Consider the following 26,995-nt stretch of genomic DNA (forward strand, 5'->3'; position numbering starts at 1 on the left):
GAGGCGGGCCCGCTCCGGACCCCGGCGGTCCACCGACACGGCCCCGCGCACCCAGGTCCGCGGGGCACACCGATGCGGCCTCACACGCCCCGGTCCCCGCGGACACCAGCGCTACGCCGGCACACCACGCCCCCTGCACACCGGCCCGCGTGACACACCGGCGCCACCCCGACACCCCGGTCCGCGGAGCACACCTGCGCGGCCCTCGTACGTCCGTCCGGTGGCACATCTGTGCATCGCCCGTGCGGCCGCCCGAACCCCCTCGGCCGCGCGGCCGCCCTGCGTAGCCTGTGCGGCATGAAACGAGCGGGTTGTCTGTTCTTCGTTCTGGCCGCCGTTCTGATCACGGCGCTCGTCCGTCTCGCCACGCCCGAGCACGCCACGGCCGACGCCAAGGGCGGCGCGTCACCCGCGGCGAGGTCCCGCGTGCAGGCCAAGCCGGAGCCGGCGGGCGGCGACAGGACCACCGCCGCGCCGGCGACAAGCCCCGCCGCCCCGGCGCGGTCCACCGCCCCGGCACGCCCCGCCGCCCCGGCGAGGTCCGCCGGCCTGGCCGCCCCGGACAAGAAGGAACTCGCCCAGGAGATCGTGGCGAGTGCCGAGAACTCCACGCTGAAGTGGCGGGAGGCGTACGGCTACATCGAGGACATCGGCGACGGCCAGGGCTACACGGCGGGCCTCATCGGCTTCTGCACCGGCACCCACGACCTGCTCACCCTCGTCGAGCGCTACACGAAGGCACACCCGGACAACGGGCTCGCCCGGTATCTCCCGGCCCTGCGCGAGGTCGACGGCAGCGACTCCCACGAGGGCCTGGACCCGGGCTTTCCGGCGGCCTGGCGCCACGAGGCCGGCCTCACCGCGTTCCGCGAGGCCCAGGACTCCGAGCGCGACCGGATCTACTTCGACCCCGCGGTCCGGGCCGCCCGACGCGACGGTCTCGGCACGCTCGGCCAGTTCATCTACTACGACGCCATGGTGCTGCACGGTCCCGGCACGAGCGACCACGGCTTCTACGGGCTGCGCGAGCGGGCCCTGCGCGAGGCGGCCCCGCCGTCCCGGGGCGGCGACGAGAGGACGTACCTCGGCATCTTCCTGGACATCCGCCGCGCGGCCATGAAGTCCGAGAACCCCGACCGTGACACCACCCGCATCGACACGGCCCAGCGCCGGTTCCTCGACGAGGGGAACCTCGCCCTGCGCACACCGCTGGAGTGGAAGGTGTACGGCGAGACCTACCGCGTGCCCTAGCCGCGACGCGGCTAGATCCACCCCGTGCCGCGGCCGCCCGGCGGGCGCGGACATGCGGCGGCGCCTGCCCGGTCGTCCGGTCGGGGACAGGGGGGCAGGCGCCGTCTCGTGTTCCGCACGCCTTTGTGCGGGACGTTCTCGAGTGACCGTGTCAGGTCACGCATCCATGGGTCAGACCGTCAGCGACCGGTCCGTCGGGCGGATCGGGGCAGGCAGGTCGCTCGCTCCGGTGAGGAAGCGGTCGACACCGCGGGCGGCCGAGCGGCCCTCCGCGATGGCCCAGACGATGAGGGACTGGCCGCGGCCCGCGTCACCGGCGACGAACACGCCCGGGACGTTGGTCGCGAAGTCGGCGTCGCGGGCGATGTTGCCGCGCTCGTCGAGCTCCAGGCCGAACTGGGAGACCACGCCGTTCTCGACGTCCGTGCCGGTGAACCCCATCGCCAGCGTCACGAGCTGGGCGGGGATCTTGCGCTCCGTGCCCGGCTTCTGGTTCAGCTTGCCGCCGGTGAACTCTACCTCGACCAGGTGGAGCCACTGGACGTTGCCGTCCTCGTCGCCCTCGAAGTGGGTGGTGGAGACCGCGTAGACGCGCTCGCCGCCCTCCTCGTGCGCGGAGGTGACCTTGTAGAGCATCGGGAACGTCGGCCAGGGCTGGCCCGGGTTCCGCTCCTCGCCCGGCCGCGGCATGATCTCGAGCTGCGTGACCGAGGCCGCGCCCTGACGGTGGGCGGTGCCCACGCAGTCCGCGCCCGTGTCGCCGCCGCCGATGACCACGACGTGCTTGCCCTCGGCGGTGATCGGGGGCGCCACGAAGTCGCCCTCCTGCACCTTGTTCGCCAGCGGCAGGTACTCCATGGCCTGGTGGATGCCGTTCAGCTCCCGCCCGGGGACGGGCAGGTCGCGGGCGGTCGTGGCGCCGGCGGCGATGACCACGGCGTCGTACCGCTTGCGCAGGTCCGTCGCCTTGAGGTCGCGGCCGATCTCGATGCCCGTACGGAAGCGGGTGCCCTCCGCGCGCATCTGCTCGATGCGGCGGTTGATGTGCCGCTTCTCCATCTTGAACTCGGGGATGCCGTAGCGGAGCAGACCGCCGACGCGGTCGGCGCGCTCGTACACCGCGACCGTGTGACCGGCCCGGGTGAGCTGCTGGGCGGCCGCGAGACCGGCGGGACCGGAACCGATGACCGCGACGGTCTTGCCCGACAGGCGCTCGGGGATCTGCGGGGCGACATCGCCCGTGTCCCACGCCTTGTCGATGATCGAGACCTCGACGTTCTTGATGGTCACGGCGGGCTGGTTGATGCCCAGCACACACGCGGACTCGCACGGCGCGGGGCACAGCCGGCCGGTGAACTCCGGGAAGTTGTTCGTGGCGTGCAGGCGCTCGGAGGCGGCCTGCCAGTCCTCGCGGTAGGCGTAGTCGTTCCACTCGGGGATCAGGTTGCCCAGCGGACAGCCGTTGTGGCAGAACGGGATGCCGCAGTCCATGCAGCGCGAGGCCTGCTGGGAGATGATCGGCAGCAGCGAGCCCGGAACGTAGACCTCGTTCCAGTCCTTGAGACGCTCCTGCACCGGCCGGGACCTGGCGACCTCACGGCCGTGGTTCAGAAAGCCCTTGGGATCAGCCATTGGTCGCCGCCTCCATCATCTTCTCGGTGATCGCGGACTCGTCGAGTCCGGCTCGCTCGGCGGCGTCCTTGGCGGCGAGCACTGCCTTGTACGTGCTGGGAATGATCTTGCTGAAGCGCTCCACGGCGGCGGGCCACTCGGCGAGCAGCTTCTCGGCGACCGTGGAGGCGGTCTCCTCCGCGTGCCGGCGCACGACGTCGTGCAGCCACTGCTTGTCGGCGTCGTCGAGTTCCTCGACGGCGTCCACGCTGGCGACGTTCACGTTGTCGCGGTCCAGGTCGATCACGTAGGCGACGCCACCGGACATGCCGGCCGCGAAGTTGCGGCCCGTCTCGCCGAGGACGACCGCGTGACCGCCGGTCATGTACTCGCAGCCGTGGTCGCCCACGCCCTCGGAGACCACCAGCGCGCCGGAGTTGCGGACGCAGAAGCGCTCGCCGGTGCGGCCGCGCAGGAACAGCTCGCCGCCGGTCGCGCCGTAGGCGATGGTGTTGCCCGCGATCGTCGAGTACTCGGCGAGGTGGTCGGCGCCCCGGTCGGGGCGGACGACGACACGGCCGCCGGAGAGGCCCTTGCCGACGTAGTCGTTGGCGTCGCCCTCCAGGCGCAGCGTGACACCGCGCGGGAGGAAGGCGCCGAAGGACTGGCCGGCCGAGCCGGTGAAGGTGATGTCGATGGTGTCGTCGGGCAGGCCCGCGCCACCGAACTTCTTCGTCACCTCGTGGCCGAGCATGGTGCCGACCGTGCGGTTGATGTTGCGGATCGCGACCTGGGCCCGGACCGGCTGGGCGTCGGTGGCGGAGTCCGCGGCCAGCGCGTCGGCGGCGAGCTTGATGAGCTCGTTGTCGAGCGCCTTCTCCAGGCCGTGGTCCTGCTCGATGACCTGGTGCAGGGCCGCGCCCTCGGGCAGTTCGGGCACGTAGAAGAGCGGGGACAGGTCCAGGCCCTGCGCCTTCCAGTGGGTGACGGCGCGCTCCACGTCGAGGTTCTCGGCGTGGCCGACGGCCTCCTCGATGCTGCGGAAGCCGAGCTCGGCGAGGATCTCGCGGACCTCTTCGGCGATGAACTTGAAGAAGTTCACGATGTACTCGGCCTTGCCGGCGAACCGGTCGCGCAGCACCGGGTTCTGGGTGGCGATGCCGACCGGGCAGGTGTCCAGGTGGCAGACGCGCATCATGACGCAGCCGGAGACGACGAGCGGCGCGGTGGCGAAACCGAACTCCTCGGCGCCGAGGAGCGCGGCGATGACGACGTCGCGGCCGGTCTTGAGCTGGCCGTCGGTCTGCACGACGATGCGGTCGCGCAGGCCGTTGAGCAGGAGGGTCTGCTGGGTCTCGGCGAGGCCGAGCTCCCAGGGGCCGCCCGCGTGCTTGAGCGAGGTCAGCGGGGAGGCGCCCGTTCCGCCGTCGTGGCCGGAGATCAGGACGACGTCCGCGTGGGCCTTGGACACGCCCGCCGCGACCGTGCCGACGCCGACCTCGGAGACCAGCTTCACGTGGATGCGGGCCTTCGGGTTGGCGTTCTTGAGGTCGTGGATGAGCTGGGCGAGGTCCTCGATGGAGTAGATGTCGTGGTGCGGCGGCGGGGAGATCAGTCCGACACCCGGGGTCGAGTGACGGGTCTTGGCCACCCACGGGTAGACCTTGTGGCCGGGGAGCTGGCCGCCCTCGCCGGGCTTGGCGCCCTGGGCCATCTTGATCTGGATGTCGTCGGCGTTGACCAGGTACTCGGAGGTCACGCCGAAGCGGCCGGAGGCGACCTGCTTGATGCTGGAGCGGCGCGCCGGGTCGTACAGGCGGTCCGGGTCCTCGCCGCCCTCACCGGTGTTCGACTTGCCGCCGAGCTGGTTCATGGCGATGGCGAGGGTTTCGTGCGCCTCCTTGGAGATGGAGCCGTACGACATGGCGCCGGTGGAGAAGCGCTTGACGATCTCGGAGACCGGCTCGACCTCGTCGAGGGAGATCGACGGGCGGTCCGAGGTGCCGTTCTTTTCTGTCTTCAGGGCGAACAGGCCGCGCAGCGTCATGAGGCGCTCGGACTGCTCGTTGACGCGGTCGGTGTACTTCTTGAAGATCTCGTAGCTGCCGGAGCGCGTCGAGTGCTGGAGGCGGAAGACCGTCTCCGGGTCGAACAGGTGCGGCTCGCCCTCGCGGCGCCACTGGTACTCGCCGCCGATGTCCAGGGCGCGGTGCGCCGGGGCGATGCCGGAGGCGGGGTAGGCCTTGGCGTGCCGGGCGGCGACCTCCTTGGCGACGACGTCGAGGCCGGCGCCGCCGATCTTGGAGGCCGTGCCGTTGAAGTACTTCTCGACGAAGGCCTGCTCCAGGCCGACGGCCTCGAAGACCTGGGCGCCGCGGTAGGAGGCGACGGTCGAGATGCCCATCTTGGACATGACCTTCAGGACGCCCTTGCCGAGGGCGTAGATCAGGTTGCGGATGGCCTGCTCGGGCTCGATGCCGGACAGGAAGGTGCCGGCGCGGACGAGGTCCTCGACGGACTCCATCGCGAGGTAGGGGTTGACGGCCGCGGCGCCGTAGCCGATGAGCAGGGCGACGTGGTGGACCTCGCGGACGTCTCCGGCCTCGACGAGCAGGCCCACGTGGGTGCGCTGCTTGGTGCGGATGAGGTGGTGGTGGACGGCCGCGGTGAGCAGCAGCGAGGGGATCGGCGCGTGCTCGGCGTCGGAGTGACGGTCCGACAGGACGATCAGGCGGGCGCCGTTCTCGATGGCGGCGTCGGCCTCGGTGCAGATCTCCTCGATGCGGGCGGCGAGGGAGTCGCCGCCACCGGAGACCCGGTACAGGCCGGACAGGGTCGCGGCCTTCATGCCGGGCATGTCGCCGTCGGCGTTGATGTGGATGAGCTTGGCCAGCTCGTCGTTGTCGATCACCGGGAAGGGCAGGGTGACGCTGCGACAGGAGGCGGCGTTCGGGTCCAGCAGGTTGCCCTGGGGGCCCAGCGAGGAGCGCAGGGAGGTGACCAGCTCTTCGCGGATCGCGTCCAGCGGCGGGTTGGTGACCTGGGCGAAGAGCTGGGTGAAGTAGTCGAAGAGCAGGCGCGGACGCTGCGAGAGCGCGGCGATCGGCGAGTCGGTGCCCATCGAGCCGATCGGCTCGGCGGCGGCCTTGGCCATCGGCGCGAGGATGATCCGCAGCTCCTCCTCGGTGTAGCCGAAGGTCTGCTGGCGGCGGGTGACCGAGGCGTGGGTGTGCACGATGTGCTCACGCTCGGGCAGGTCGGAGAGCTCGATCTCGCCGGCTTCCAGCCAGTCCGCGTAAGGCTTCTCGGCGGCGAGGCCGGCCTTGATCTCGTCGTCCTCGATGATGCGGTGCTCGGCGGTGTCGACGAGGAACATCTTGCCGGGCTGGAGGCGGCCCTTGCGGACGACCTTGGCGGGGTCGATGTCGAGGACGCCGACCTCGGAGCCGAGGACGACGAGGCCCTCGTCGGTGACCCAGTAGCGGCCGGGGCGCAGGCCGTTGCGGTCGAGGACCGCGCCGACCTGGGTGCCGTCGGTGAAGGTGACGCAGGCCGGGCCGTCCCAGGGCTCCATCATCGTGGAGTGGAACTGGTAGAAGGCGCGCCGGGCCGGGTCCATGGAGTCGTGGTTCTCCCACGCCTCCGGGATCATCATGAGCACGGAGTGGGGCAGCGAACGGCCGCCGAGGTGCAGGAGTTCGAGCACCTCGTCGAAGGAGGCCGAGTCGGAGGCGTCCGGGGTGCAGACGGGGAAGATCCGCTCCAGGCCCTTCTCGCCGAACAGCTCCGAGGCGAGCTGGGACTCGCGGGCGACCATCCAGTTGCGGTTGCCCTTGACCGTGTTGATCTCGCCGTTGTGCGCGACGAAGCGGTACGGGTGGGCGAGCGGCCAGCTCGGGAAGGTGTTGGTGGAGAACCGGGAGTGCACGAGCGCGATCGCGGAGGCGAAGCGGCGGTCGGACAGGTCCGGGAAGAAGGGTTCGAGCTGGCCGGTGGTCAGCATGCCCTTGTAGACGATGGTCCGCGCGGACAGCGACGGGAAGTAGACGCCGGCCTCGCGCTCGGCGCGCTTGCGCAGCACGAACGCGGTGCGGTCGAGGGCGATGCCCTCGCTGGCGCTGTCCGTGACGAAGATCTGGCGGAAGGCCGGCATCGTCGAGCGGGCGGTGGCGCCGAGGAGCTCGGGGGCGACCGGGACCTCGCGCCAGCCGAGGACGGTGAGGCCCTCTTCGGCGGCGATCGTCTCGATCTGCGAGACGGCCTCGGCCGTGCCGTCGTTCGGGAGGAAGGCGATGCCCACCGCGTACGAACCGGCTGCGGGAAGTTCGAATCCGGTCACTTCGCGGAGGAAGGCGTCCGGGACCTGGGACAGGATGCCGGCGCCGTCACCCGAGTCGGGCTCGGAGCCGGTGGCACCGCGGTGTTCCAGGTTGCGCAGAACGGTGAGCGCCTGCTCGACCAGCGCATGGCTCGCCTCGCCGGTGAGGGTGGCCACGAAGCCGACGCCACAGGCGTCGCGCTCGTTGCGGGGGTCGTACATACCCTGCGCAGCAGGGCGAGCATCCATGAAGGACCACTTCCGGTCGTTCGTGGAGTGCTGGGACGGCTGGCGCGGCGTACGCATCGGCTCTCCCGTCGTCGTCGGGGCGGGGGGTCTCCCAGGCTCTCGGGCGCTGGGGAGACAACTGCCGAGGGACGACTCTGGCCCTCTGCGGGGTGCAAAATTTCGTGCAGGTTACATGATGGAGTGGTTCTCGGGAACCGGATACTGCGTTCCAACATGCGGACACCACAGGGGTGCGGAGGGGGTATCCCGCCCAGCGGTGGAGAAGTATGGGACCTAAGCGGACAGATCGATGACCATCGGCCCGGTTCGCGGTGGAGGTCGTGATCCGCCGCGGGTGATGCGGCGCAGGCGTCATTGCCTGCGGCGCTTACGGCTCATTCCCAGCAGCCACGGAATCGAAACCGCCGGGTAACAACTACTTATGCGGTCCCTCGCATAAGTGATCGAGGCCTCATCCTACGGCCGCGCCGAACAAAGTGCCGAGGGCGTACGTCACACCTGCCGCCGCGCCACCGAGAGCGAGCTGCCGCAGACCGCTGAACCACCAGGACCGCGCGGTCACCTTGGCCACGACGGCACCGCAGGCGAAGAGCCCGATCATGGCGAGCAGCAGCGCGGGCCACAGCACGGTCGCACCCAGCAGATACGGCAGTACGGGCAGCAGCGCGCCGAGCGCGAACGAGCCGAAGCTGGACACGGCGGCGACGGCCGGGGAGGGAAGGTCGCCGGGGTCGATGCCGAGTTCCTCGCGGGCGTGGATCTCCAGGGCCTGCTCGGGATCGCGGGAGAGCTGCCGGGCGACCTCGCGGGCCAGGTCGGCCTCGACGCCGCGGGCCTCGTAGAGCGCGGCCAGCTCGCGCTCCTCATCCTTGGGGTGCTTGCGCAGTTCGCGCCGCTCGACGTCGAGTTCGGCCTCGACGAGCTCGCGCTGCGAGGCGACGGAGGTGTACTCGCCGGCGGCCATGGAGAAGGCCCCGGCCGCCAGGCCCGCGAGCCCGGTGATGACGATCGTCTGCTGGGACACGGAGCCGCCGGCGACACCGGTCATCAGGGCGAGGTTGGAGACCAGGCCGTCCATGGCGCCGAACACCGCCGGGCGCAGCCATCCGCCGTTGACGTCGCGGTGGGTGTGGTTGTCGCGGTGCGCCACGTGCAGCGCGGCCTCGGTCTCGATGATCGCCATACCGGTCCCCCAGAGAGCTTTATTGGACTGCTTCCACTTTTCGACAACCCCAAAAGTACGCCGGGAAATTCCCGGCCGCCAGCAAGGAAAGGCTGGGCTAACCTGCGGTTTTACCCTTCGACGCTCATCCGTGGCATGTCATGCACATATGTCGACCGGGTGACAGTGGAGCCCGCGAGGCTCCTGTCAACCGCCAAGGTGGGACAGATCCGCAAAGGGTTCCGCGCGCCGCATTCCGCGCCGGCAGGGGCCCTGAGAGGAGAAGCACGTATGGCTTCCATCGCCTGCATTCCCTCGGCCCCGGCGGCCCGGAGCGCCGCCGCTCTCCGTGACCGGGCCCGCGGCGCACTGCTCGGACTCGCCGTCGGCGACGCGCTGGGCGCGCCCGCCGAGAACATGAAGCCGTCGCAGATCCGCGCCCGGTGGGGCCGCATCACCGGGTACGTGGCCGAGCATCCGGCCGGGACCGACGACACCGAGTACGCGATCTTCTCGGGGCTGCTGCTGGCCCGGCACGGCTCGGCGCTGACCGTGGCGCACGTGGAGTCGGCCTGGCACCAGTGGATCGCGGACCGTGACGAGGGGCCGTTCCGCGGCGCCGGGTTCAGTGAGCGCGGCACGCTGGAGAACCTGCGCCGGGGGCTCGCGGCGCCCATCTCCGCCCAGCACCGGCACGCCTGGAGCGACGGCCTGGCCATGCGCGCGGCGCCCTTCGGCGTCTTCGCCGCGGGACGGCCGGCCGAGGCGGCCCGGCTCGTGGCCATCGACGGCTCGGTGAGCCACGAGGGCGAGGGCATCTACGGCGGGCAGGCCGTCGCGGCCGGGGTCGCCGCCGCGATGGCCGGCGCCTCCACCGCCACGGTCGTCGCCTCCGCCCTGGCCGTCGTCCCGGACGACTCCTGGACGGCCCGCTCGCTGCGCCGGGCCGTCGCGGTGGCGCACCGCGGCGAACGCGCGGTGCGCTCCGCGGTCGTGATCGGCGGCTACCCGTGGACCGACCTGGCCCCCGAGGCCGTGGCCCTCGCCTTCGGCGCCTACGCGGCGGCGGACGGGGACTTCACCGAGTCGGTCCTGACCGCGGTGAACATGGGACGCGACGCCGACACGACGGCGGCGGTGGCCGGGGCGCTGGCGGGCGCGACGCGGGGGATGTCCTCGGTCCCCGCCGAGTGGGCGGCGGCCATCGGGCCGGCCCGCGGGAGCTGCCTGCCTTCCATGGAGGGTCACCACATCCTGGACGTGGCGGAACTGCTCACCCCGGAGCACGAGGAGAAGTGGGGCGCGGAAGGCCGCGTGCCGCCCACCCCGGAAACCGGGTACGCGGTCCGGCCGCCGGACGTGGCCGGACACACCCCCACCGGCCGCGAGGACGACGAGGCCCGGTCATGAGCCCCGGCCCGGCCGGGGACGAGTCCGCCCCGGCACCCGGCGAGGGCGCCGCACCGACGACACCCCCGCAGGACACCCCGCCCGCCGCGCGGGCGGAGACCGTGGTGCTCGCCGCCGGGGCGGAGGCGGCGGCCGTCGCCGGGGGTGTCCTCGCCGATGCCCTCCGGGCCGGGGCGCTGCTCGGAGGTGATCCGCACGACCGCGGGACCGCGGAGCCGGGCGGCTCCGTACCGGGCTCCTCCGCGTCGCGCGCCCCCGCCTCGGCCGATCCCGCCTCGGCCGATCCCGCATCCGGCGCCTCCCCGCCGGGCACCCCCGCGTCGGGCGCCGCTGCCGCGGAGACCGGGGGCTCACCGGGTGAGGCGCCCGGGGAGCCGGGTGCGCGGCGGATCGAAGGGCTGCTGCTCGGGCTGGCCGTCGGGGACGCCGCCGGGTGGCCCGCGGCGCGGCACCGGGCCGCGCGGATGCCCGAGTGGACCCGGCGGCTGACCCGCGAGCTGGACACCTTCGCGGAGCAGAACGCCACGACCACCCTGCCCGTGCCGATCGCGCTGAACCAGCCGCCCGAACCCCTGCGGCTCGGCCCCTCGGACGACGCCGAGTGGGCGGCGTTCGCGGCGGAGGCCGTCCTGCGGGCCGGGGAGACCGGCGCGCTCGGCGACCTGAGCCTCGGCCGCAGGATGCGCGCGTCCATCGACCTGTCCTGGAACGCCGTCGCCAGCGAGGTCGCCGCCGCCGCGGACCGGGCCCCCGAGGTCGAGTCCGCCCTGCTCCCGCTGCGCGCCCGGATCTCGGTACGGGCCGGACTCGGCAACCTCGCCACCGGTCTGCGCCCGCCCGCCACCGGCCACGACAACCCCCACTACTTCGACGACGCGGCCTGCGTACGGGCCTGCGTACTCGCCGTGGCACACCCGGGAGACCCCGGACTCGCCGCGGAACTCGCCGAGTTCGACGCCCGCTACACCCAGGACGGCGACGGGGTGCACGGCGCCCGCGCCATGGCCGCCGCCGTATCGCTCGCCCTGGCCGGCCACGACGTCGGCACCTGCGTGGAGGCGGCCCTCGCCGAACTGCCCGCCGCCACGGAGATCGGCCGCAACGCCCGCGACGCCCTCGCGCTGGCCCGGGACAGCGAGAGCACCTTCGCACTGGTCCCGCTCCTGGAGCACCAGATCGTCGACCACGTCTACAGCTACGGGATCGCGGCCGCCGAGACCGTCCCCGTCGCGCTGGCCCTCGCGCTGGCCGCGCACGGCCGCGTCGCCGAGGCCGTACCGGCCGCCGCCTGCCTCTCCCGGGTCGCCGACTCGGCCCCCGCCCTGGCCGGAGCACTCACCGGGGCCCTGGGCGGCGCCGCCGCGATCCCCGCCTCCTGGCGCGACGCCTGCCGCACCCTCTCCGGCTGCGCGCTGCCCCGGCTGACCGGCACCGATCTGATCGGGCTCGCCGAACTCCTGGAGGCGACAGGACTCGCCGACCCGCTCGATTCCCCGGAACTGTCCGCCCCAGAGGGATGATTCGGGCATGACGCCCAAAGGAGAAGGAACGGGAACCCTCGACGAACGGATCACCGGAGCCCTCGTCGGAGCCGCCGTCGGCGACGCCCTCGGCGGACCCGTCGAGGGGTACTCCCCGGAGCAGATCACCGAGCGCCACGGCGGCCGTGTGCACGGCGTCGTCGGCCCCTGGAACGGTGACGCCTGGTCCACCGCCCGCCCCATCGCCCCGTACCACAAGGGCGACGGACACGTCACCGACGACACCCTCATGACCCACGCGCTGGTACGGGTGTACGCGGAGGTCCGCGACCACCTCGACGCCTACGCCGTCGCCGAGCACCTCGTCCCCGACCTGATGACGACCCCCCGCTGGATCCCGGAGCTGGAGGCCGAGGCCCTCCCCCTCCAACGGATCTTCCTCGCCGAGAAATGGCTGGTCGCCCGCCTCCACTACGGCCATGTCGACCCCCGCGAGGCCGGCACCGGCAACATCGTCAACTGCGGTGCCGCGATGTACATGGCCCCGGTCGGACTCGTCAACGCGGCGAACCCGGCGGGCGCGTACGCCGAGGCGCTCGACATCGCGGGCGCCCACCAGTCCTCGTACGGCCGCGAGGCCGCGGGTGTCTTCGCGGCGGCCGTGGCCGCGGCCTGTACCCCCGGCGCCACCCCCGCCTCGGTCGTCGCCGCGTGCCTGGACCTGGCCAAGGACGGCACCCGCGCCGCCGTCGAGGCGGTCTGCGAAGTCGCCGCACGCCACACGGACTTCGAGTCGGCTCTCGTCCCGCTGCGCCGGGCGGTGGCCCCCTTCGACACCGTCGGCCCCGACTACCGCTCCCCCTCGCTCGGCGCCCGCCGCCCCTCGCGGCTCCACTCCATCGAGGAACTCCCCGTCGCGCTGGGCATGTTGCTGGTCTCCGGCGGCGACTTCCGGCACGCGGTCCTCGGTTCGGTCAACTACGGGCGCGACTGCGACTCCATCGCGACCATGGCGGGAGCCCTCGCGGGCGCGCTCGGCTCCGAGGTCCCGCACGACTGGGCCAAGACCGTGGCCGAGTCCAGCCGCCTCGACCTGGACGCCCCGGCGCGTACGCTCGCCGAGGTGACCCGGGAGATCTTCGACCGTGACCTCCACCGCCGCCGGGCCCACGAGGCGGCGTACAGCGCGCTGACGGGAACGCCGTGCTCCGGCTGACCTGGGTCCAGCCCGAGGACCTCCTCGGGCACGAGCTCCACCAGGCCGCGCAGGACGGCCGGGACCCCGCGGCCGTCGCCGCCCGCTGGTACGCGGCGGGCGGCCGGCCCGCCCCGCTGCGCGCGGGCGCGTCGGCGGCCCCGGCCTCGCCGTCCCTGCGCCGCCTGGCGGCCCGGCTCCTCGACGAACTCGCCGCCCTGCCGGGCAGGCTGTCGGACGACGAACCCACGGATCTGGCCCTGATCAAGGCCCAGTGCCCCGACTGGCCGCCCCCGCGGTACGCGCCCCTGCCCGCTCCCGGCCCGGCCCGTCTGGAGGCGGCCTGGCTCGGCCGGGCCGTCGGCTGTCTGCTCGGCAAACCCGTGGAGAAGCTCCCCCTCATGGCGATCCGGGCCCTGGCCGGAGCGTCCGGCAACTGGCCCCTGCGCACCTGGTTCACCGCCCGGGGCGTCCCCCGGGACCTGCTGGACGCCCATCCCTGGAACCGGCGCTCCGCCACCACCTCCCTGGCCGAGAACATCGACGGCATGCCGGAGGACGACGACCTCAACTACCCGCTCCTGAACCTGCTGTTGCTCCAGCGGTACGGCCGGGACTTCACCACCGCGGACGTGGCCCGCCTCTGGCTCGACGAACTCCCCGCCGGCCGCACCTTCACCGCCGAGCGCGTCGCGTACCGCAACCTCCTCGGCGGGGTCGAGCCCCCGGACACCGCCCGCCACCACAATCCGTTCCGCGAGTGGATCGGCGCCCTGATCCGGGCGGACGTGCACGGCTGGACCAACCCGGGCGACCCGGCGGCCGCCGCCGAGCAGGCCCACCGCGACGCCGCCCTCACCCACACGGCCAACGGCGTCTACGCGGCGATGTTCACCGCCGCCGCCATCGCGGAGGCGGCCGGCGCGACCCGCGACGTCCACGCCTGTCTGCGCACCGGACTGCGCGTGGTCCCGCCCGGCTCCCGGCTGGCCCGCGCGGTCCGCCACGCCGTCCGGCTGGCCCGTACGACACCGGACTTCGACACCGTCGTGGACGAACTGCACGCCACCCACCGCGACTGCCACTGGGTCCACGCCGTCCCCAACACCGCGCTGATCGCCGCCGCCCTCACCCACGCGGACGGCGACTTCGGCGGCTCCGTCTGCCGGGCGGTGTCCGGCGGTCTGGACACCGACTCGAACGGGGCGACGGCCGGAAGCATCGCCGGCCTCCTCACGGGCGACCCCGCCGCCCTGCCCGACCACTTCACGGGCCCCCTCAAGAACCGGCTCGCCACCTCCGTCGCCGACTTCAACGGCATCGGCTTCGACGCCCTCGCCCACCTCACACAACGGGAGACCGTTCGCCCATGACCCACATCGCCGTGCTCGGCAGCACGAACATGGACCTCGTCGCGTATGTCGCCAAAGCCCCGCAGCGCGGAGAGACCGTGACGGGACGGGAGTTCCGCACGGTCCCCGGCGGCAAGGGCGCGAACCAGGCGGTGGCCGCCGCGCACGCGGGCGCCGACGTCTCCCTGATCGGCGCGGTGGGCGCCGACTCCTTCGGCAGCCAACTCCGCTCCACGCTGGAGCACTTCGGCGTGAACACCGACCATCTGCGCACCACCGAGGGCCCGTCGGGCACCGCCCACATCGTGGTGGACGACGAGGGCGGCAACGCGATCGTCGTCATCCCCGGCGCCAACGGGACCGTCACCTCCCTGGCCCCCGGCGACGAGGGCCTCATCGCCAGCGCCGACGCGCTGCTCCTCCAGCTCGAGATCCCGCTGGAGGCCGTGCTCTCCGGCGCGGAGGCCGCCCGCAGACACGGCGTCCGTACGATCCTGACCCCCGCCCCCGCCCAGTTCCTCTCACCCCAACTGCTGTCCGCCATCGACCTGTTGGTGCCCAACCAGCACGAGGCCGCCGCGCTCACCGGCTTCACCGACCCGCGCGGGGCCGCCGCCGCGCTGCTCGAACAGGTCCCGGAGGTCGTCGTCACCCTGGGCGCCGCGGGCAGCCTGTACGCGACCCGGGGCGCCGAACCCATCACGGTGCCCGCGCCCAAGGTGACCGCCGTCGACTCCACCGCGGCGGGCGACACGTTCGTCGGCACCCTGGCGGTGGCGCTCGCCGAGGGCCGGGAGATGTCGGAGGCCATGGTGTGGGCGTCGGCGGCCGCCTCCGTGTCGGTGCAGCGGCCCGGGGCGACCTCCTCCATGCCCTACCGCTCCGAGATCGACACCCAGGCCGGCGCGTGACCGGGCCCAGCGAGGGCGGCTCCCTCGCCGGCCTGCGCGTCCTCGACCTCGCGACCCTGTTCGCCGGACCGCTCGCCGCCACCATGCTCGGCGACTTCGGCGCGGAGGTCGTCAAGGTCGAACACCCCGCCCAGCCGGACCCGTCCCGGGGGCACGGCCCCTCGAAGGACGGCGTCGGTCTGTGGTGGAAGCTCCTCGGCCGCAACAAGCGCACGATCACGCTCGACCTGTCGAAGCGCGGCGGCCGCGCGACCCTGCTCCGGCTCGCCGCCGACGCCGACGTGATCATCGAGAACTTCCGTCCGGGCACCCTGGAGAAGTGGGACCTGGGCTGGGCGGAACTGTCGGCGGCCAACCCGCGGCTGATCCTCGCCCGGGTCACCGCCTTCGGCCAGTTCGGCCCGTACGCGCACCGGCCCGGCTTCGGCACGCTCGCGGAGGCCATGAGCGGCTTCGCCGCCGTCACCGGCGAACCCGACGCTCCGCCGACCCTCCCGCCGTTCGGCCTGGCCGACTCGATCGCCGGCCTCACGACCGCGTACGCCGTGCTCACCGCGCTGCGGGCGCGCGACCGCACCGGCGAGGGCCAGGTGATCGACATGGCGATCATCGAGCCGATCCTGACCGTCCTCGGCCCCCAGCCGATCTGGTACGACCAGCTCGGCCATGTCCAGCCCCGCACCGGCAACCGCTCGGCGAACAACGCGCCCCGCAACACCTACCGCACGGCGGACGGCTCCTGGGTCGCGGTCTCGACCTCGGCGCAGTCGATCGCCGAGCGGGTGATGCGGCTGGTCGGCCGCCCCGACGTGATCGACGAGCCGTGGTTCGCGACCGGCGCGGACCGGGCCCGGCACGCCGACGTCCTGGACGGGGCGGTCGGCGCGTGGATCGCCGAGCGCAACCGGGACGAGGTCCTCGCCGCCTTCGAGAAGGCGGAGGCGGCGATCGCGCCGGTCCAGGACGTCCGGGACATCATGAGCGACCCCCAGTACCAGGCCCTGGACTCGGTCACCCGCGTCGACGACCCCGAACTGGGTCCGCTGCGCATGCAGAACGTCCTCTTCCGGCTCTCCGCCACACCCGGCGCGATCCACTGGGCGGGCCGCCCGCACGGCGCGGACACCGACGCCGTGCTCGGCGAACTCGGCCTGACGGCGGCCGAGATCGGGGCACTGCGGGCGGAGGGGGCGCTGTGACCGCCGACCTCCTGCCGCTGACCTGGCTGTACGTGCCGGGTGACCGTCCCGAGGTGGTGACCAAGGCGCTGGCCTCCGGCGCGGACGTCGTGCTCGTCGACCTGGAGGACGCGGTCGCGCCGCACCGCAAGGAGTACGCCCGCTCCGCCACCGCCGATCTGCTGACCGAGGCACCGCCCGTCCCGGTGCACGTGCGGATCAACGCCCTCGACGGTCCCTTCTGCGACGCCGATCTGAAGACGCTCTCGCCGCTGCGCGGCCTGTCCGGCCTGCGGCTGCCGAAGGTCACCTCCCGTTCCGACGTCGTACGGGTGGCGGAGAGCGCGACCCCCGCGGAGGGCGGCACGGTCCCGCTCTACGCCCTGCTGGAGACGGCTCTGGGCGTCGAGCGGGCCTACTCCATCGCCTCGGCCCATCGTGCGCTGCGCGGGGTCTCGCTCGGCGAGACCGATCTGCGGGCCGATCTCGGTGTCCGTGACGACACGGGCCTCGACTGGTCCCGGGCCCGCCTGGTGGTGGCCGCGCGGGCGGCGGGGCTGCCGCCGCCGGCCCAGTCGGTCTACCCCGACATCCGCGACGTCGAGGGCCTGGCCTCGTCCTGCGCACGGGGGCGCGCCCTCGGCTTCCTCGGACGCGCGGCGATCCACCCCCGCCAGCTCCCCATCATCGAGCGGGCCTACCTCCCCACTCCGGCGGAGGTCGACTCCGCCGAGGCCGTCATCCGGGCGGCGGCCGTGGATCCGGGCGCGCAGGCCCTGCCGGACGGCCGTTTCGTCGACGCGGCGGTGGTCACGGGCGCCCGCCGCATTCTCGCCCTCGCCCGGCGCCGCGCCTGACCCGAGACCACCGTCCGGGCACCGCGAGCCCGGGCGACACGAGCCCGGACGACACCGAGCCCGGACAACACGAAGGGGGCGCCGCGTCCCGGACGCGGCGCCCCCTTGGCGTGTACGGGGAGAACTCAGCCCTTCTTGGCCGACCCGGCCTCGTCCCGCGCCACGGACCCGGCGTCGGAGCCGTCCTCGGTGTCCTCCTCGGACTCCGGCGCGGCGGCGGAGCCGGCGGTCGTGGCGGAGTCGCCGGTCGCCGTGGGCTCACCCACGGTCTCCTTGCCGAGACCGACCGAGCCGTCGCCCGTCCCGTCCTCGCTCCTGCTCCCGGCCTTGCCGTCGGACGTGTTCTCGGCCTTGCCCTCGGTCTTGTCCTCGGTCTTGTCCTCGGCGGCGGTCCCGGTCCCGCCCTCGGCGTCGGAGGTGCCCTCGGCGGCAGCCGACTCGTCGCCCTCGGCCGGCGCGTCCTCCTCGGTGCGCGGCTCCACGATCTCCTCCCGGCCCGGACGCAGCCGGGACGAGATCACGATGTAGAGCACCGCGAGGAGGAAGACCACGAGCGCGGTCCAGTCGTTCAGACGCAGGCCCAGGATGTGGTGGGCGTCGTCGACCCGCATGTACTCGATCCAGCCGCGGCCGACGCAGTAGGCGGCGACGTACAGGGCGAAGGCGCGCCCGTGGCCGAGCTTGAAGCGGCGGTCGGCCCAGATGACCAGGAATCCGACGCCGACGCACCACAGCGACTCGTACAGGAAGGTCGGGTGGTAGTAGCCGGGGACGCGGCCGTCCGTGGAGGACGTGATGTGCAGCGCCCACGGGAGGTCCGTGGCCCTGCCGTACAGCTCCTGGTTGAACCAGTTGCCCCAGCGCCCGCACGCCTGGGCGAAGGCGATGCCGGGTGCCACGGCGTCGGCCCAGGCGGGCAGCGGGATGCCGCGGCGGCGGCAGCCGATCCAGGCGCCCAGCGCACCGAGGGCGATGGCGCCCCAGATGCCGAGCCCGCCCTGCCAGATCTTGAAGGCGTCCACCCAGTCACGGCCCTCGCTGAAATACAGCTCGTAGTCCGTGATCACGTGGTAGAGCCGGCCGCCGACGAGGCCGAAGGGCACGGCCCAGACCGCGATGTCGGCCACCGTGCCGGCCCGCCCTCCCCGGGCGATCCAGCGCTTGTTTCCGAGCCAGACGGCCAGAAAGACGCCGATGATGATGCAGAACGCGTAGCCGCGCAGCGGAATGGGGCCGAGGTGCAGCACACCGTGCGACGGGCTGGGAATGTAGGCAAGTTCCATGGCAAGGTCGACGCTACCGTGCCGGACGCCACCCACGGCGGGCGGCCCCGCAACGGGTCCATAACGTGCGGTGCCCCCGGCCGGTGGAGGGCGGGGGCACCGGGGCCGCGGAGGCGGCTCAGCCCTTGTTGGCCTCTTCCACCATCTGCTTGAACTTGGCGGGGGTCATCGACTGGTCCGCGTAGATGTTCTTGCCGCCCAGGAGCACGGTCGGGGTGCCGGTGAAGCCACCGGCCTGGAAGGCCGCGTGCGACTTCTGGACCCAGGCGTCGTGCGTGCCGTCGTTCACACAGGCGCGGAAGGCCGGGGTGTCCAGGCCGTCGACCTTGCCGGCGAGCTCGATGAGCTTGGCGTTGTCGGCGAAGGCGTCGTCGGTCTCCTTGGGCTGGTTCTCGTACAGCACGTCGTGGTACGCGCGGAACTTCCCGGCGTCCTGGGCGCACGCGGCGGCGTTGGCCGCCTTGCGGGAGCCGCTGCCGCCCATGTTCCCGTCGATCAGGGTGACGAGGTGGTACTCGACGCGCAGCTTCCCGGCGTCGGTCAGTTCCTGGATCGTCGGGCGGTAGGCCGCCTCGAAGGCCTGGCAGGCCGGGCAGCGGAAGTCCTCCCACACCGTGAGGGTCGACTTGGCGCCGTCCTTGCCGACGGGGATCGCGAGACTGTCCTTGCCGGTGGCGCCCGAGGGCGACACGACCGGGCCCGACGTGTCGCTCTTCTTGTCCTTGCCCGAGTTGGCGGCCACCACGCCGATCACGGCGGCCAGGCCGAGGACGCAGATCACCGACGCCCCCACGATCAGCGCGCGGCGGCGCTTGTCCGCGGCCTTCTGCTTCTCTCGCTCGACCGCCAGCCGCTCGCGGGCGTTGCGCTTTCCGTCACGGTTCTTCTCGCTCACATCCGGCAGAACGAACCGGGGAGGCGCAGCGCGCCTCCCCGGTCCAAGGTCCACTCGTTCGAGTGAGCGGATTGTCCGTTACGCGCGGAATGACCCGACCGTTCACCCGCGGATCCGCGCTGGTCGGGTCCGCGCGGATCCGCCCGGTCGTGTCCGGGCGGCCCGCTCCGTCGCGTCAGGCCGTCTTACGCACGCCCTTCGCGAGGTCGGCCGCGAGCTCCCGGACGGCTTCGAGGCCGGCCGCCTCGTCCGGCGCGTCCAGCATCCGCTTGACGAACGCCGAGCCGACGATCACGCCGTCGGCGAAGCCGGCCACCTCGGCGGCCTGCTCGGCGTTGGAGACGCCGAGGCCGACGCAGACGGGCAGCCCGGTGGTGGCCTTGGTACGGGCCACCAGGTCCTGGGCCTGGTTCCCGACCGACTCCCGGGTTCCGGTGACCCCCATCAGCGAGGCCGCGTACACGAAGCCGCTGCCGGCCGCGGTGATCTCGGCGAGGCGGGCGTCCTTGCTGCTGGGCGCGACGACGAAGACGGTCGCGAGACCGTGCTTCTCGGCGTGCTCCCGCCACAGGGCCGACTCCTGGACGGGCAGGTCGGGCAGGATGCAGCCCGCGCCGCCCGCCTCGGCGAGTTCGGCCGTGAAGCGCTCGACGCCGTAGCGGTCGATCGGGTTCCAGTACGTCATCACGAGGACGGGCTTGCCGGTGGCCTCGAAGGCCTCCCGGACGGTCCGCATGACGTCCGCGATCCTGACGCCGCCGCGCAGGGCGATGTCGTCGGCGGTCTGGATGACGGGGCCGTCGAGGACGGGGTCGCTGTGCGGCAGTCCGACCTCGACGACGTCGGCGCCGCCGTCGAAGACGGCCTTGATCGCCGCGATGCCGCCGTCGACGGTCGGGAAGCCGGCCGGCAGGTACGCGATGAGGGCGGACCGTCCCTCCGCCTTCGCACCGGCCAGGGTGTCGCTCAACAGCCTGATGTTGCCGCTCACTTGGCGTCCCCCTCGATCTCGGCGTTCTCGCTGTCGGCGTCCGCGGCGACGACCGCGTCGACGCCGTTGTCGTAGAGGCCGAAGTAGCGCGCGGCCGTGTCCATGTCCTTGTCGCCGCGTCCGGACAGGTTGACGACGATCAGCCCGTCCTCGCCCAGCTCCCTGCCGACCTCCAGGGCTCCGGCGAGCGCGTGGGCGCTCTCGATGGCGGGGATGATGCCCTCGGTGCGGGAGAGCAGCCGCAGGGCCTGCATCGCCGCGTCGTCGGTGACCGCGCGGTACTCGCCGCGGCCGCTGTCCTTGAGGTAGGAGTGCTCGGGGCCGATGCCGGGGTAGTCGAGGCCGGCCGAGATCGAGTAGGGCTCGGTGATCTGGCCCTCGTCGTCCTGGAGGACGTACGACCGTGATCCGTGCAGGATGCCGGGCTCGCCCGCGGTCAGGGTGGCCGCGTGCTCGCCGGTCTCCACGCCGTGCCCGGCGGGCTCGCAGCCGATCAGGCGGACGCCGGCGTCGGGGATGAAGGCGTGGAAGAGGCCGATGGCGTTGGAGCCGCCGCCGACGCAGGCGATGGCGGCGTCGGGCAGCCGTCCGGCCCGCTCCAGGATCTGCCGGCGGGCCTCGACGCCGATGACGCGGTGGAAGTCGCGGACCATGGCGGGGAAGGGGTGCGGTCCCGCGACGGTTCCGAAGAGGTAGTGCGTGTGGTCGACGTTGGCGACCCAGTCGCGGAACGCCTCGTTGATGGCGTCCTTGAGGGTGCGCGAGCCGGACTTCACGGCGATGACCTCGGCGCCGAGCATGCGCATCCGGGCCACGTTCAGCGCCTGGCGCTGGGTGTCGATCTCGCCCATGTAGATGGTGCATTCGAGGCCGAAGAGCGCGCAGGCGGTGGCCGTGGCGACGCCGTGCTGGCCGGCGCCGGTCTCCGCGATCACCCGGGTCTTGCCCATCCGCTTGGTGAGCAGGGCCTGGCCGAGCACGTTGTTGATCTTGTGCGAGCCGGTGTGGTTCAGGTCCTCGCGCTTGAGGAAGATCCGCGCGCCGCCGGCGTGTTCGGCGAAGCGCGGCACCTCGGTGAGGGAGCTGGGGCGTCCGGTGTAGTGGACGAGCAGGTCGTCGAGCTCGCGGGCGAACTCGGGGTCGGCCTTCGCCTTGTCGTACTCGACGGCGACCTCGTCCACGGCGGCGACCAGCGCCTCGGGGATGAACTTGCCGCCGAACGCGCCGAAGTAGCCCTCGGCGCTGGGGACTTGACCGTCGGGGTCGGGAATGAAGAACTCGCTGGGCATACGGATACCTCGCAGGGGCGACAGCCCCGGTCACGGGATCGGGCAGGGGTCAGGGAAGCCGGACGCACCCGCGCTCCACCGCCACCGGCGCGTCGGCCGGTGGCACCGCCCGTCCCGCCGCGGCCCGCCGCGCACCGACGGACGTGCCGTCGCGGGACCGGTTGGGCCGGATTCCGGCTCGGTCCCCGTGCGGGGCGGCTGCGGCCCGGTCCACCTCCGCCTCGGACCCGGCCCGGCCCACGTGTGCCGTGGAGGGGGCCCTGTCCGCGGGTGCGGTGGACCCGGCCCGATTCCCCCGGAAGGGGGATCAGGCCGGAAAGGGCGTGAGCGCGCGTACGCGCTCGGGCCATCGCATGCCGTTGACCTGACCCGGCTCGTCGCCGATGACGTAACGGACCCGGCGCCCGTGCACCCGGCGTGCGGGGGCCCGGCAGCCGCGCGGACGGCAGCCGCGGGCGAGACGGGCGTAGGGGTCACGGGCCGCCGACGGCACCGGGAGCACGGCGGCCGAGGGCACGCCGAGGTGCCCGCCGTACGGGTCCCCGGGGAGCGGGAGGTGTGCGAGGGGCTGCGGGCCCTCGTCGTGCGCCGCGGGCCCGGGCGATGCGGCCCTCGCCCGCGGGAGCGCGCCGGCACGAGCCGGAGCGGCCGGCCCCGCGCACGCCGCTGCCCCGTCGGGGCGGGAGCCCGGACGGGGTACGGCGGGGGCGAGGGCCGGGGCGGACACCTGCGGGTCAGTCCCGTCCGTGCCGCAGGGCCGGGTGGGCGCCCGCCGCCACGAGGTCGGAGACGGCGGTCTTCGGGTCGCGGCCGGTGACGAGGGACTCGCCGACCAGGACCGCGTCGGCGCCCGCGTTGGCGTACGCGATGAGGTCGTGGGGGCCGCGGACACCGGACTCGGCGATCTTGACGAGGCCGTCGGGGATCTCGGGGGCGACCCGCTCGAAGGTCGAACGGTCGACCTTCAGCGTCTTCAGATTGCGCGCGTTGACACCGATGATCTTCGCGCCGGCGTCCACCGCGCGCTCGACCTCGTCCTCGTCGTGCACCTCGACCAGCGGCGTGAGCCCGATGGACTCGGCGCGCTCGATGAGGGACTCGAGGGCGGGCTGTTCGAGGGCCGCGACGATGAGCAGCGCCAGGTCGGCGCCGTACGCACGGGCCTCCCAGAGCTGGTACGAGGTGACGATGAAGTCCTTGCGCAGCACCGGGATGTCCACCCGGGCGCGGACGGCCTCCAGGTCGGCGAGCGAGCCGCCGAACCGGCGCTGTTCGGTGAGTACGGAGATGACGGCCGCGCCGCCCGCCTCGTAGTCGGCGGCGAGGGCGGCCGGGTCGGCGATCGCGGCGAGCGCGCCCTTGGAGGGGCTGGACCGCTTGACCTCGCAGATGACCTTGACGCCGTCGCCGCGCAGGGCGGCCACACCGTCCTTGGCAGCCGGAGCCTTCGCCGCGCGCTCCTTGAGCTCGTCGAGGCTGACGCGCGCCTGCCGCTCCGCGAGGTCGGCACGGACTCCGTCGATGATCTCGTCGAGCACACTCACGCGAGCGGCCCCCTTCCCTGCGGTGGACGGTTGAAGCGGTCGATCGGTGACCCGGGTTCACCGTCCCTGACGGAAAAGTCGGGTCACTGCGATGGTATCCGGAGGATGGCGTAGCCCTCGCATCCGGTTGACGCCGGTCCCACTACCTGGACATTTGTCATTTGATCAAGGGTGCAGCCAGCCACCGGAGGGAAGATTCCGGACAACGGTGAAGACCAGCGCCAACGCGCCCAGGCTCCACAGGTGGACGGGTCCGAGGTCGAGCCGGGTGGGCCGTCCGCGCACGAGGCGGATCACCCAGACGGACCACAGCACCGCGAAGGCCAGGTACCCGCCGACGGCGAGCGCGTTGTCCGTGAGCGCCGCGGCGAGGTCCCCGTGCGCGAAGGCGTGCGCGCTGCGCAGTCCGCCGCAGCCGGGGCAGTACAGGCCCGTGAGGCGCTGGAGCGGGCAGACGGGGTAGTGGCCGGGCTCGTTCGGGTCGACGGCCCCGACGTAGGCGAAGGCCCCCGCGACGGCCGCGAGCAGCCCGCCGGGAACGGCCAGCCGTCGCAGCACACCCGCGTCCGGCCCGGTCCGCGTCACCCTCTGAGTCTCGGCGTTCACGCGACGCATTCTGCCCCTCGCGGGGGCCGGGCGCTCACCCGGGTACGCGGAAGGCGGCCCCGGCGCATGGCCGGGACCGCCTTCCGTTCAGCCTCAGTGGGTCAGGCGTCGGCGCCGACGGTCGAGCGCGCCGTGTTCGCGGGGTGCGCGGCGGCCTTCGGCTGGCCGAGGCCCATGCTCCGCATGACCATGCCGACGACACCGCCGAGGGCGACGACGACCATGCCGGCCCAGAAGCCCAGCGGTTCGGCCTTCACCATGAAGGCGCCCGCGACGCAGAAACCGATGAAGGCGATGATGACACCGGTCCAGGCGGCCGGGGTGTGACCGTGGCTGCTGCCCGCCATGACTTGCTCCTCGTTGCTGAATGCGTGTGTGAGTCGGACGCTCACCGCCCATTGTCCCGTACGCACGGGTCCGCCGTGAGCGGGGGGTCACCCCGCGCGTGCCGGTCCGCGCCGTTCACGGCGGAGGACCCGGGCGGGAGGACCTCCGCGGACAGGGACTAGGTCCCGGCCGGGTCGGGGCCGGTGGGGTCCTCGCCGCGGTCGAGGGCCTTCCAGAGGTCCTCGGGGCGGTCCGGGTCGACCGGCTTGGCCTTGCGGGGCCGGGGCCTGCCGTCCCGCTCGTAGCGGCCGGACATGGCGGGCCAGGAGCGGCCGTGGCGCAGCGCGAGCAGCCCGGCCAGCAGGATGAGCGCGCCGGCCGCCGCGGCCACGTACGGCCAGACGGTGTGGCCGATCCCGGCCGCGGTGGCCGCGGTGTTGCCGGAGACGGAGGCGGCCCGCTCGTCGAGGGCGGAGCTGTCGCTCGCGCCGAGGACGGAGGCGACGGCGATGCCCGCGCCGGAGAGCGCGAGGAGCGCGGAGACCAGGAGGCGGCCGGAGCGGCGGACGGCGAAGACGGCGACGAGCGCGGCGAGGCCGACTATCGCAAGCGCCGCGGGCACACCCGTGACGTCGCTGCCCTTGACGGTCAGCGGAAAGTCGCCGCCGGCCACGGTCGCGGTCCCCCGCGCCCAGCTCTGCCGGCTGGCGAGCAGGGCCACGGCCGCGCCGAGCGCGCCGCTCAGCAGGGTCACGGCAAGGCTGCGGCGGCCGGACCGGGCGGGTCCCGCGGCTTCGGTTCGGGGGTGAGGTACAGCAGTCACAGACCCCACTATCGCCTGAACCCCGGGTGATGCGTCAGTCGGGGTTACGTGAGCCTCGTCCTATTCGGGCTGATCGGGCGCGGTTCGGGCGCGGTTCGTACGGGTCGTACGGCCCCGAGGGACGGCTTGGGCCGTACGACCGGGCGTGGGGCCGACCGGGTCCGGCCTCCCGTCTCCCGGCGTCGCGAGCCGGTCCGCCGTGCCGGACGGCCGGGTCGGCCGTGGCCGTCCGGCACGGCGGTGAGGCCTAGCCGCCGAGGCGGTTCGCGGTGTGGACCGCTCGCAGCACCGCCGCCGCCTTGTTGCGGCATTCGTCGTCCTCCGCCTGGGGGACCGAGTCGGCGACGATGCCGGCACCGGCCTGGACGTAGGCGGTGCCGTCGCGCAGCAGGGCCGTACGGATGGCGATGGCGGTGTCGGAGTCGCCCGCGAAGTCGAGGTAGCCGACGCAGCCGCCGTACAACCCGCGCCGGGACGGTTCCAGTTCGTCGATGATCTGCATCGCGCGCGGCTTGGGCGCCCCGGAGAGCGTTCCGGCGGGGAAGCAGGCGGTGAGCACGTCGAAGGCCGTACGGCCCGCGGCGACCCGGCCGGTCACCGTGGAGACGATGTGCATCACGTGCGAGTACCGCTCGATGGACATGAAGTCGACGACCTCGACGGAACCGGGCTCGCAGACCCGTCCGAGGTCGTTGCGCCCGAGGTCGACGAGCATGAGGTGCTCGGCGCGTTCCTTGGGGTCGGCGAGCAGTTCGTCGGCGAGGGCCTGGTCGTCCTGGACGGTCGCGCCGCGCGGCCGGGTGCCGGCGATGGGATGCACCATGGCCTGTCCGTCCTCGACCTTGACCAGGGCCTCCGGTGAGGAGCCGACGACGTCGAAGCCGTCGAAGCGGAACAGGTACATGTACGGCGACGGGTTGGTCGCCCGCAGGACGCGGTAGACGTCCAACGCACTGGCCGTGCACGGGGTTTCGAAGCGCTGGGAGGGGACGACCTGGAAGGCCTCGCCGGCCCGGATGCGCTCCTTGATGTCCTCGACGGCGTCCTGGAAGTCGGGACCGCCCCAGAGCGCGGTGTACTCGGGGAGTTCGGAGGGCGGGAGCGCGGCGGGCGGCTGGGACACCGGCCGGGAGAGGTCGGCCTCCATGGCGTCCAGCCGGGCGACGGCGTCCGCGTACGCCTCGTCGACGCCGGTGTCCAGGTCGTTGTGGTTGATCGCGTTGGCGATGAGCTGGACCGAGCCGTCCCAGTGGTCCAGGACGGCGAGGTCGCTGGTGAGCAGCATGGTCAGCTCGGGCAGGTTCAGGTCGTCCCGCTCGCCGGGGCCGATCTTCTCCAGGCGGCGCACGATGTCGTAGCCCAGATAGCCGACCATGCCGCCGGTGAACGGGGGCAGTCCCTCGGTCCCCGGGGTGTGCAGCGCCTCGATGGTGGCGCGCAGGGCCGCGAGGGGATCGCCGTCCACGGGGACGCCGACGGGCGGGGTGCCGAGCCAGTGCGCCTGTCCGTCCCGCTCGGTGAGGGTCGCGGCGGAGCGGACGCCGACGAAGGAGTAGCGGGACCAGGACAGGGAGGTGCGGCCGTTCTCAGCGGATTCGAGCAGGAACGTGCCGGGGCGCTCGGCGGCCAGTTTGCGGTAGAGCGCGACCGGCGTGTCGCCGTCCGCGAGCAGTTTGCGGCTGACGGGGATGACACGGCGGTCGGTGGCCAGCTTGCGGAACGTCTCGAGGTCCATGGCGGCTGACCTTACTGATTCCGGGCCGGTGCGCCGGAATCGGCGGCCTCGGTCCCGTCGCCGGTGTCCTTGAGCAGCACGTCCGCGTCGAAGCAGGTGCGGGCGCCGGTGTGGCAGGCGGCGCCCACCTGGTCGACGCGCACCAGCAGGGTGTCCGCGTCGCAGTCCAGGGCCACGGATCTGACGTGCTGGAAGTGGCCGGAGGTGTCGCCCTTGACCCAGTACTCCTGGCGGCTGCGCGACCAGTAGGTGCAGCGGCCGGTGGTGAGGGTGCGGTGCAGCGCCTCGTCGTCCATCCAGCCGAGCATCAGCACCTCACCGGTGTCGTACTGCTGGGCGATGGCGGGGACGAGTCCGTCGGCGCTGCGCTTGAGGCGGGCGGCGATCTCGGGGTCCAGGCTGCTGGCGGGAGGCGTGCTGGTCATGGGTGCCATTGTGCCGCGCCGGGCCGGCCCGCCCGGCCGTTGTCCACAGGCCGGACCTCGCGTTCGTCCACAGGCGGGACCCGGCCGGTCGTGCCGCGCTCT

Annotated in this window: 22 protein-coding genes; 8 read left to right on the forward strand and 14 right to left on the reverse strand. The window is 73.1% G+C overall.

The genetic code is table 11. The annotated features are described in order from the left end of the window. Positions 1 to 297 precede the first annotated feature (297 nt). Positions 298 to 1,251, forward strand: coding sequence for a chitosanase (locus ACFRIC_RS38495; RefSeq protein ID WP_382796248.1), 954 nt, complete (start codon positions 298 to 300; stop codon positions 1,249 to 1,251). A gap of 171 nt (positions 1,252 to 1,422) precedes the next feature. On the opposite strand, the gene ACFRIC_RS38500 is transcribed toward ACFRIC_RS38495, so the two are convergent. The 3 genes from ACFRIC_RS38500 to ACFRIC_RS38510 form a co-directional block, all read right to left on the reverse strand. Beyond that, positions 1,423 to 2,883 (reverse strand): glutamate synthase subunit beta, encoded by a 1,461-nt coding sequence (locus ACFRIC_RS38500; RefSeq protein ID WP_382796250.1) that lies wholly within the window; start codon positions 2,881 to 2,883, stop codon positions 1,423 to 1,425. Further along, entirely contained in the window at positions 2,876 to 7,486 is a 4,611-nt protein-coding gene (gene gltB, locus ACFRIC_RS38505) for a glutamate synthase large subunit (protein WP_382796252.1), read from the reverse strand. Before gltB ends, ACFRIC_RS38500 begins: the two co-directional genes overlap by 8 nt. Before the next feature lie 394 nt (positions 7,487 to 7,880). Further along, positions 7,881 to 8,612: a VIT1/CCC1 transporter family protein gene (locus ACFRIC_RS38510; RefSeq protein ID WP_382796254.1), complete on the reverse strand. Its 732-nt coding sequence runs from the start codon at positions 8,610 to 8,612 to the stop codon at positions 7,881 to 7,883. Positions 8,613 to 8,882: 270 nt separating this feature from the next. Here ACFRIC_RS38510 and ACFRIC_RS38515 point away from each other — a divergent pair, with 270 nt between their 5' ends. The 7 genes from ACFRIC_RS38515 to ACFRIC_RS38545 are packed head-to-tail and all read left to right on the forward strand — an operon-like array spanning position 8,883 to position 16,975. Then, complete coding sequence (locus ACFRIC_RS38515) at positions 8,883 to 10,001, forward strand: ADP-ribosylglycohydrolase family protein (protein ID WP_382796256.1); 1,119 nt, start codon at positions 8,883 to 8,885, stop codon at positions 9,999 to 10,001. Continuing rightward, positions 9,998 to 11,521, forward strand: a complete 1,524-nt coding sequence (locus ACFRIC_RS38520; RefSeq protein ID WP_382796258.1) for an ADP-ribosylglycohydrolase family protein — start codon at positions 9,998 to 10,000, stop codon at positions 11,519 to 11,521. Before ACFRIC_RS38515 ends, ACFRIC_RS38520 begins: the two co-directional genes overlap by 4 nt. Before the next feature lie 7 nt (positions 11,522 to 11,528). Continuing rightward, on the forward strand, positions 11,529 to 12,698 hold the full coding sequence (locus tag ACFRIC_RS38525) for an ADP-ribosylglycohydrolase family protein (RefSeq protein ID WP_382796260.1): 1,170 nt from the start codon (positions 11,529 to 11,531) through the stop codon (positions 12,696 to 12,698). Continuing rightward, entirely contained in the window at positions 12,686 to 14,050 is a 1,365-nt protein-coding gene (locus ACFRIC_RS38530; RefSeq protein ID WP_382796262.1) for an ADP-ribosylglycohydrolase family protein, read from the forward strand. Before ACFRIC_RS38525 ends, ACFRIC_RS38530 begins: the two co-directional genes overlap by 13 nt. Continuing rightward, positions 14,047 to 14,940 carry a ribokinase gene (gene rbsK / locus ACFRIC_RS38535; RefSeq protein ID WP_382796264.1) on the forward strand — a complete coding sequence of 298 codons (894 nt, stop codon included), beginning with the start codon at positions 14,047 to 14,049 and terminating at the stop codon, positions 14,938 to 14,940. The genes ACFRIC_RS38530 and rbsK overlap by 4 nt, the downstream gene beginning before the upstream one ends. Beyond that, positions 14,937 to 16,139, forward strand: coding sequence for a CaiB/BaiF CoA transferase family protein (locus ACFRIC_RS38540; RefSeq protein WP_382796266.1), 1,203 nt, complete (start codon positions 14,937 to 14,939; stop codon positions 16,137 to 16,139). Before rbsK ends, ACFRIC_RS38540 begins: the two co-directional genes overlap by 4 nt. After that, positions 16,136 to 16,975, forward strand: a complete 840-nt coding sequence (locus tag ACFRIC_RS38545; protein WP_382796267.1) for an HpcH/HpaI aldolase/citrate lyase family protein — start codon at positions 16,136 to 16,138, stop codon at positions 16,973 to 16,975. Before ACFRIC_RS38540 ends, ACFRIC_RS38545 begins: the two co-directional genes overlap by 4 nt. A 125-nt stretch (positions 16,976 to 17,100) precedes the next feature. On the opposite strand, the gene lgt is transcribed toward ACFRIC_RS38545, so the two are convergent. The 11 genes from lgt to hisI form a co-directional block, all read right to left on the reverse strand. After that, positions 17,101 to 18,258, reverse strand: a complete 1,158-nt coding sequence (gene lgt / locus ACFRIC_RS38550; RefSeq protein ID WP_382796269.1) for a prolipoprotein diacylglyceryl transferase — start codon at positions 18,256 to 18,258, stop codon at positions 17,101 to 17,103. A 118-nt stretch (positions 18,259 to 18,376) separates the two neighbouring features. Continuing rightward, positions 18,377 to 19,153: a DsbA family protein gene (locus tag ACFRIC_RS38555; RefSeq protein ID WP_382796270.1), complete on the reverse strand. Its 777-nt coding sequence runs from the start codon at positions 19,151 to 19,153 to the stop codon at positions 18,377 to 18,379. 175 nt (positions 19,154 to 19,328) lie between these two features. After that, positions 19,329 to 20,144 (reverse strand): tryptophan synthase subunit alpha, encoded by an 816-nt coding sequence (trpA, locus tag ACFRIC_RS38560; RefSeq protein ID WP_382796272.1) that lies wholly within the window; start codon positions 20,142 to 20,144, stop codon positions 19,329 to 19,331. After that, positions 20,141 to 21,433, reverse strand: a complete 1,293-nt coding sequence (gene trpB / locus ACFRIC_RS38565; RefSeq protein WP_382796274.1) for a tryptophan synthase subunit beta — start codon at positions 21,431 to 21,433, stop codon at positions 20,141 to 20,143. The genes trpA and trpB overlap by 4 nt, the downstream gene beginning before the upstream one ends. A gap of 307 nt (positions 21,434 to 21,740) precedes the next feature. Further along, positions 21,741 to 21,935 carry a tryptophan biosynthesis modulator TrpM gene (gene trpM, locus ACFRIC_RS38570; protein WP_382796345.1) on the reverse strand — a complete coding sequence of 65 codons (195 nt, stop codon included), beginning with the start codon at positions 21,933 to 21,935 and terminating at the stop codon, positions 21,741 to 21,743. A 232-nt stretch (positions 21,936 to 22,167) separates the two neighbouring features. Beyond that, entirely contained in the window at positions 22,168 to 22,977 is an 810-nt protein-coding gene (trpC, locus tag ACFRIC_RS38575; protein WP_382796276.1) for an indole-3-glycerol phosphate synthase TrpC, read from the reverse strand. A 165-nt stretch (positions 22,978 to 23,142) separates the two neighbouring features. Further along, complete coding sequence (locus ACFRIC_RS38580) at positions 23,143 to 23,592, reverse strand: DUF2752 domain-containing protein (protein ID WP_382796278.1); 450 nt, start codon at positions 23,590 to 23,592, stop codon at positions 23,143 to 23,145. 92 nt (positions 23,593 to 23,684) lie between these two features. Further along, positions 23,685 to 23,930 (reverse strand): HGxxPAAW family protein, encoded by a 246-nt coding sequence (locus ACFRIC_RS38585; RefSeq protein WP_382796280.1) that lies wholly within the window; start codon positions 23,928 to 23,930, stop codon positions 23,685 to 23,687. A 158-nt stretch (positions 23,931 to 24,088) separates the two neighbouring features. Continuing rightward, the gene (locus ACFRIC_RS38590) at positions 24,089 to 24,742 is read right to left on the reverse strand and encodes a TIGR02234 family membrane protein (protein WP_382796282.1); all 654 of its coding nucleotides are present in this window, start codon (positions 24,740 to 24,742) and stop codon (positions 24,089 to 24,091) included. Positions 24,743 to 24,980: 238 nt separating this feature from the next. Further along, positions 24,981 to 26,468 carry an anthranilate synthase component I gene (locus ACFRIC_RS38595; protein WP_382796284.1) on the reverse strand — a complete coding sequence of 496 codons (1,488 nt, stop codon included), beginning with the start codon at positions 26,466 to 26,468 and terminating at the stop codon, positions 24,981 to 24,983. 11 nt (positions 26,469 to 26,479) lie between these two features. Further along, a complete protein-coding gene (gene hisI, locus ACFRIC_RS38600) occupies positions 26,480 to 26,893 on the reverse strand; it encodes a phosphoribosyl-AMP cyclohydrolase (protein ID WP_382796285.1) in 414 nt (137 codons plus the stop codon). Positions 26,894 to 26,995: the final 102 nt, after the last annotated feature.

It is taken from the genome of Streptomyces sp. NPDC056738 (assembly GCF_042790435.1).
Taxonomy (GTDB): domain Bacteria; phylum Actinomycetota; class Actinomycetes; order Streptomycetales; family Streptomycetaceae; genus Streptomyces.

Excerpts from the sequence above, each read along its gene's own strand:
- ACFRIC_RS38495 (WP_382796248.1), top strand. The coding sequence starts at position 298 with ATGAAACGAGCGGGTTGTCTGTTCTTCGTTCTGGCCGCCGTTCTGATC.
- trpB (WP_382796274.1), bottom strand. The coding sequence starts at position 21,433 with ATGCCCAGCGAGTTCTTCATTCCCGACCCCGACGGTCAAGTCCCCAGC.
- hisI (WP_382796285.1), bottom strand. The coding sequence starts at position 26,893 with ATGACCAGCACGCCTCCCGCCAGCAGCCTGGACCCCGAGATCGCCGCC.
- lgt (WP_382796269.1), bottom strand. The coding sequence starts at position 18,258 with ATGGAACTTGCCTACATTCCCAGCCCGTCGCACGGTGTGCTGCACCTC.
- ACFRIC_RS38520 (WP_382796258.1), top strand. The coding sequence starts at position 9,998 with ATGAGCCCCGGCCCGGCCGGGGACGAGTCCGCCCCGGCACCCGGCGAG.
- ACFRIC_RS38525 (WP_382796260.1), top strand. The coding sequence starts at position 11,529 with ATGACGCCCAAAGGAGAAGGAACGGGAACCCTCGACGAACGGATCACC.
- ACFRIC_RS38595 (WP_382796284.1), bottom strand. The coding sequence starts at position 26,468 with ATGGACCTCGAGACGTTCCGCAAGCTGGCCACCGACCGCCGTGTCATC.
- ACFRIC_RS38515 (WP_382796256.1), top strand. The coding sequence starts at position 8,883 with ATGGCTTCCATCGCCTGCATTCCCTCGGCCCCGGCGGCCCGGAGCGCC.
- rbsK (WP_382796264.1), top strand. The coding sequence starts at position 14,047 with ATGACCCACATCGCCGTGCTCGGCAGCACGAACATGGACCTCGTCGCG.
- gltB (WP_382796252.1), bottom strand. The coding sequence starts at position 7,486 with ATGCGTACGCCGCGCCAGCCGTCCCAGCACTCCACGAACGACCGGAAG.
- ACFRIC_RS38585 (WP_382796280.1), bottom strand. The coding sequence starts at position 23,930 with ATGGCGGGCAGCAGCCACGGTCACACCCCGGCCGCCTGGACCGGTGTC.
- ACFRIC_RS38500 (WP_382796250.1), bottom strand. The coding sequence starts at position 2,883 with ATGGCTGATCCCAAGGGCTTTCTGAACCACGGCCGTGAGGTCGCCAGG.
- ACFRIC_RS38510 (WP_382796254.1), bottom strand. The coding sequence starts at position 8,612 with ATGGCGATCATCGAGACCGAGGCCGCGCTGCACGTGGCGCACCGCGAC.
- ACFRIC_RS38580 (WP_382796278.1), bottom strand. The coding sequence starts at position 23,592 with ATGCGTCGCGTGAACGCCGAGACTCAGAGGGTGACGCGGACCGGGCCG.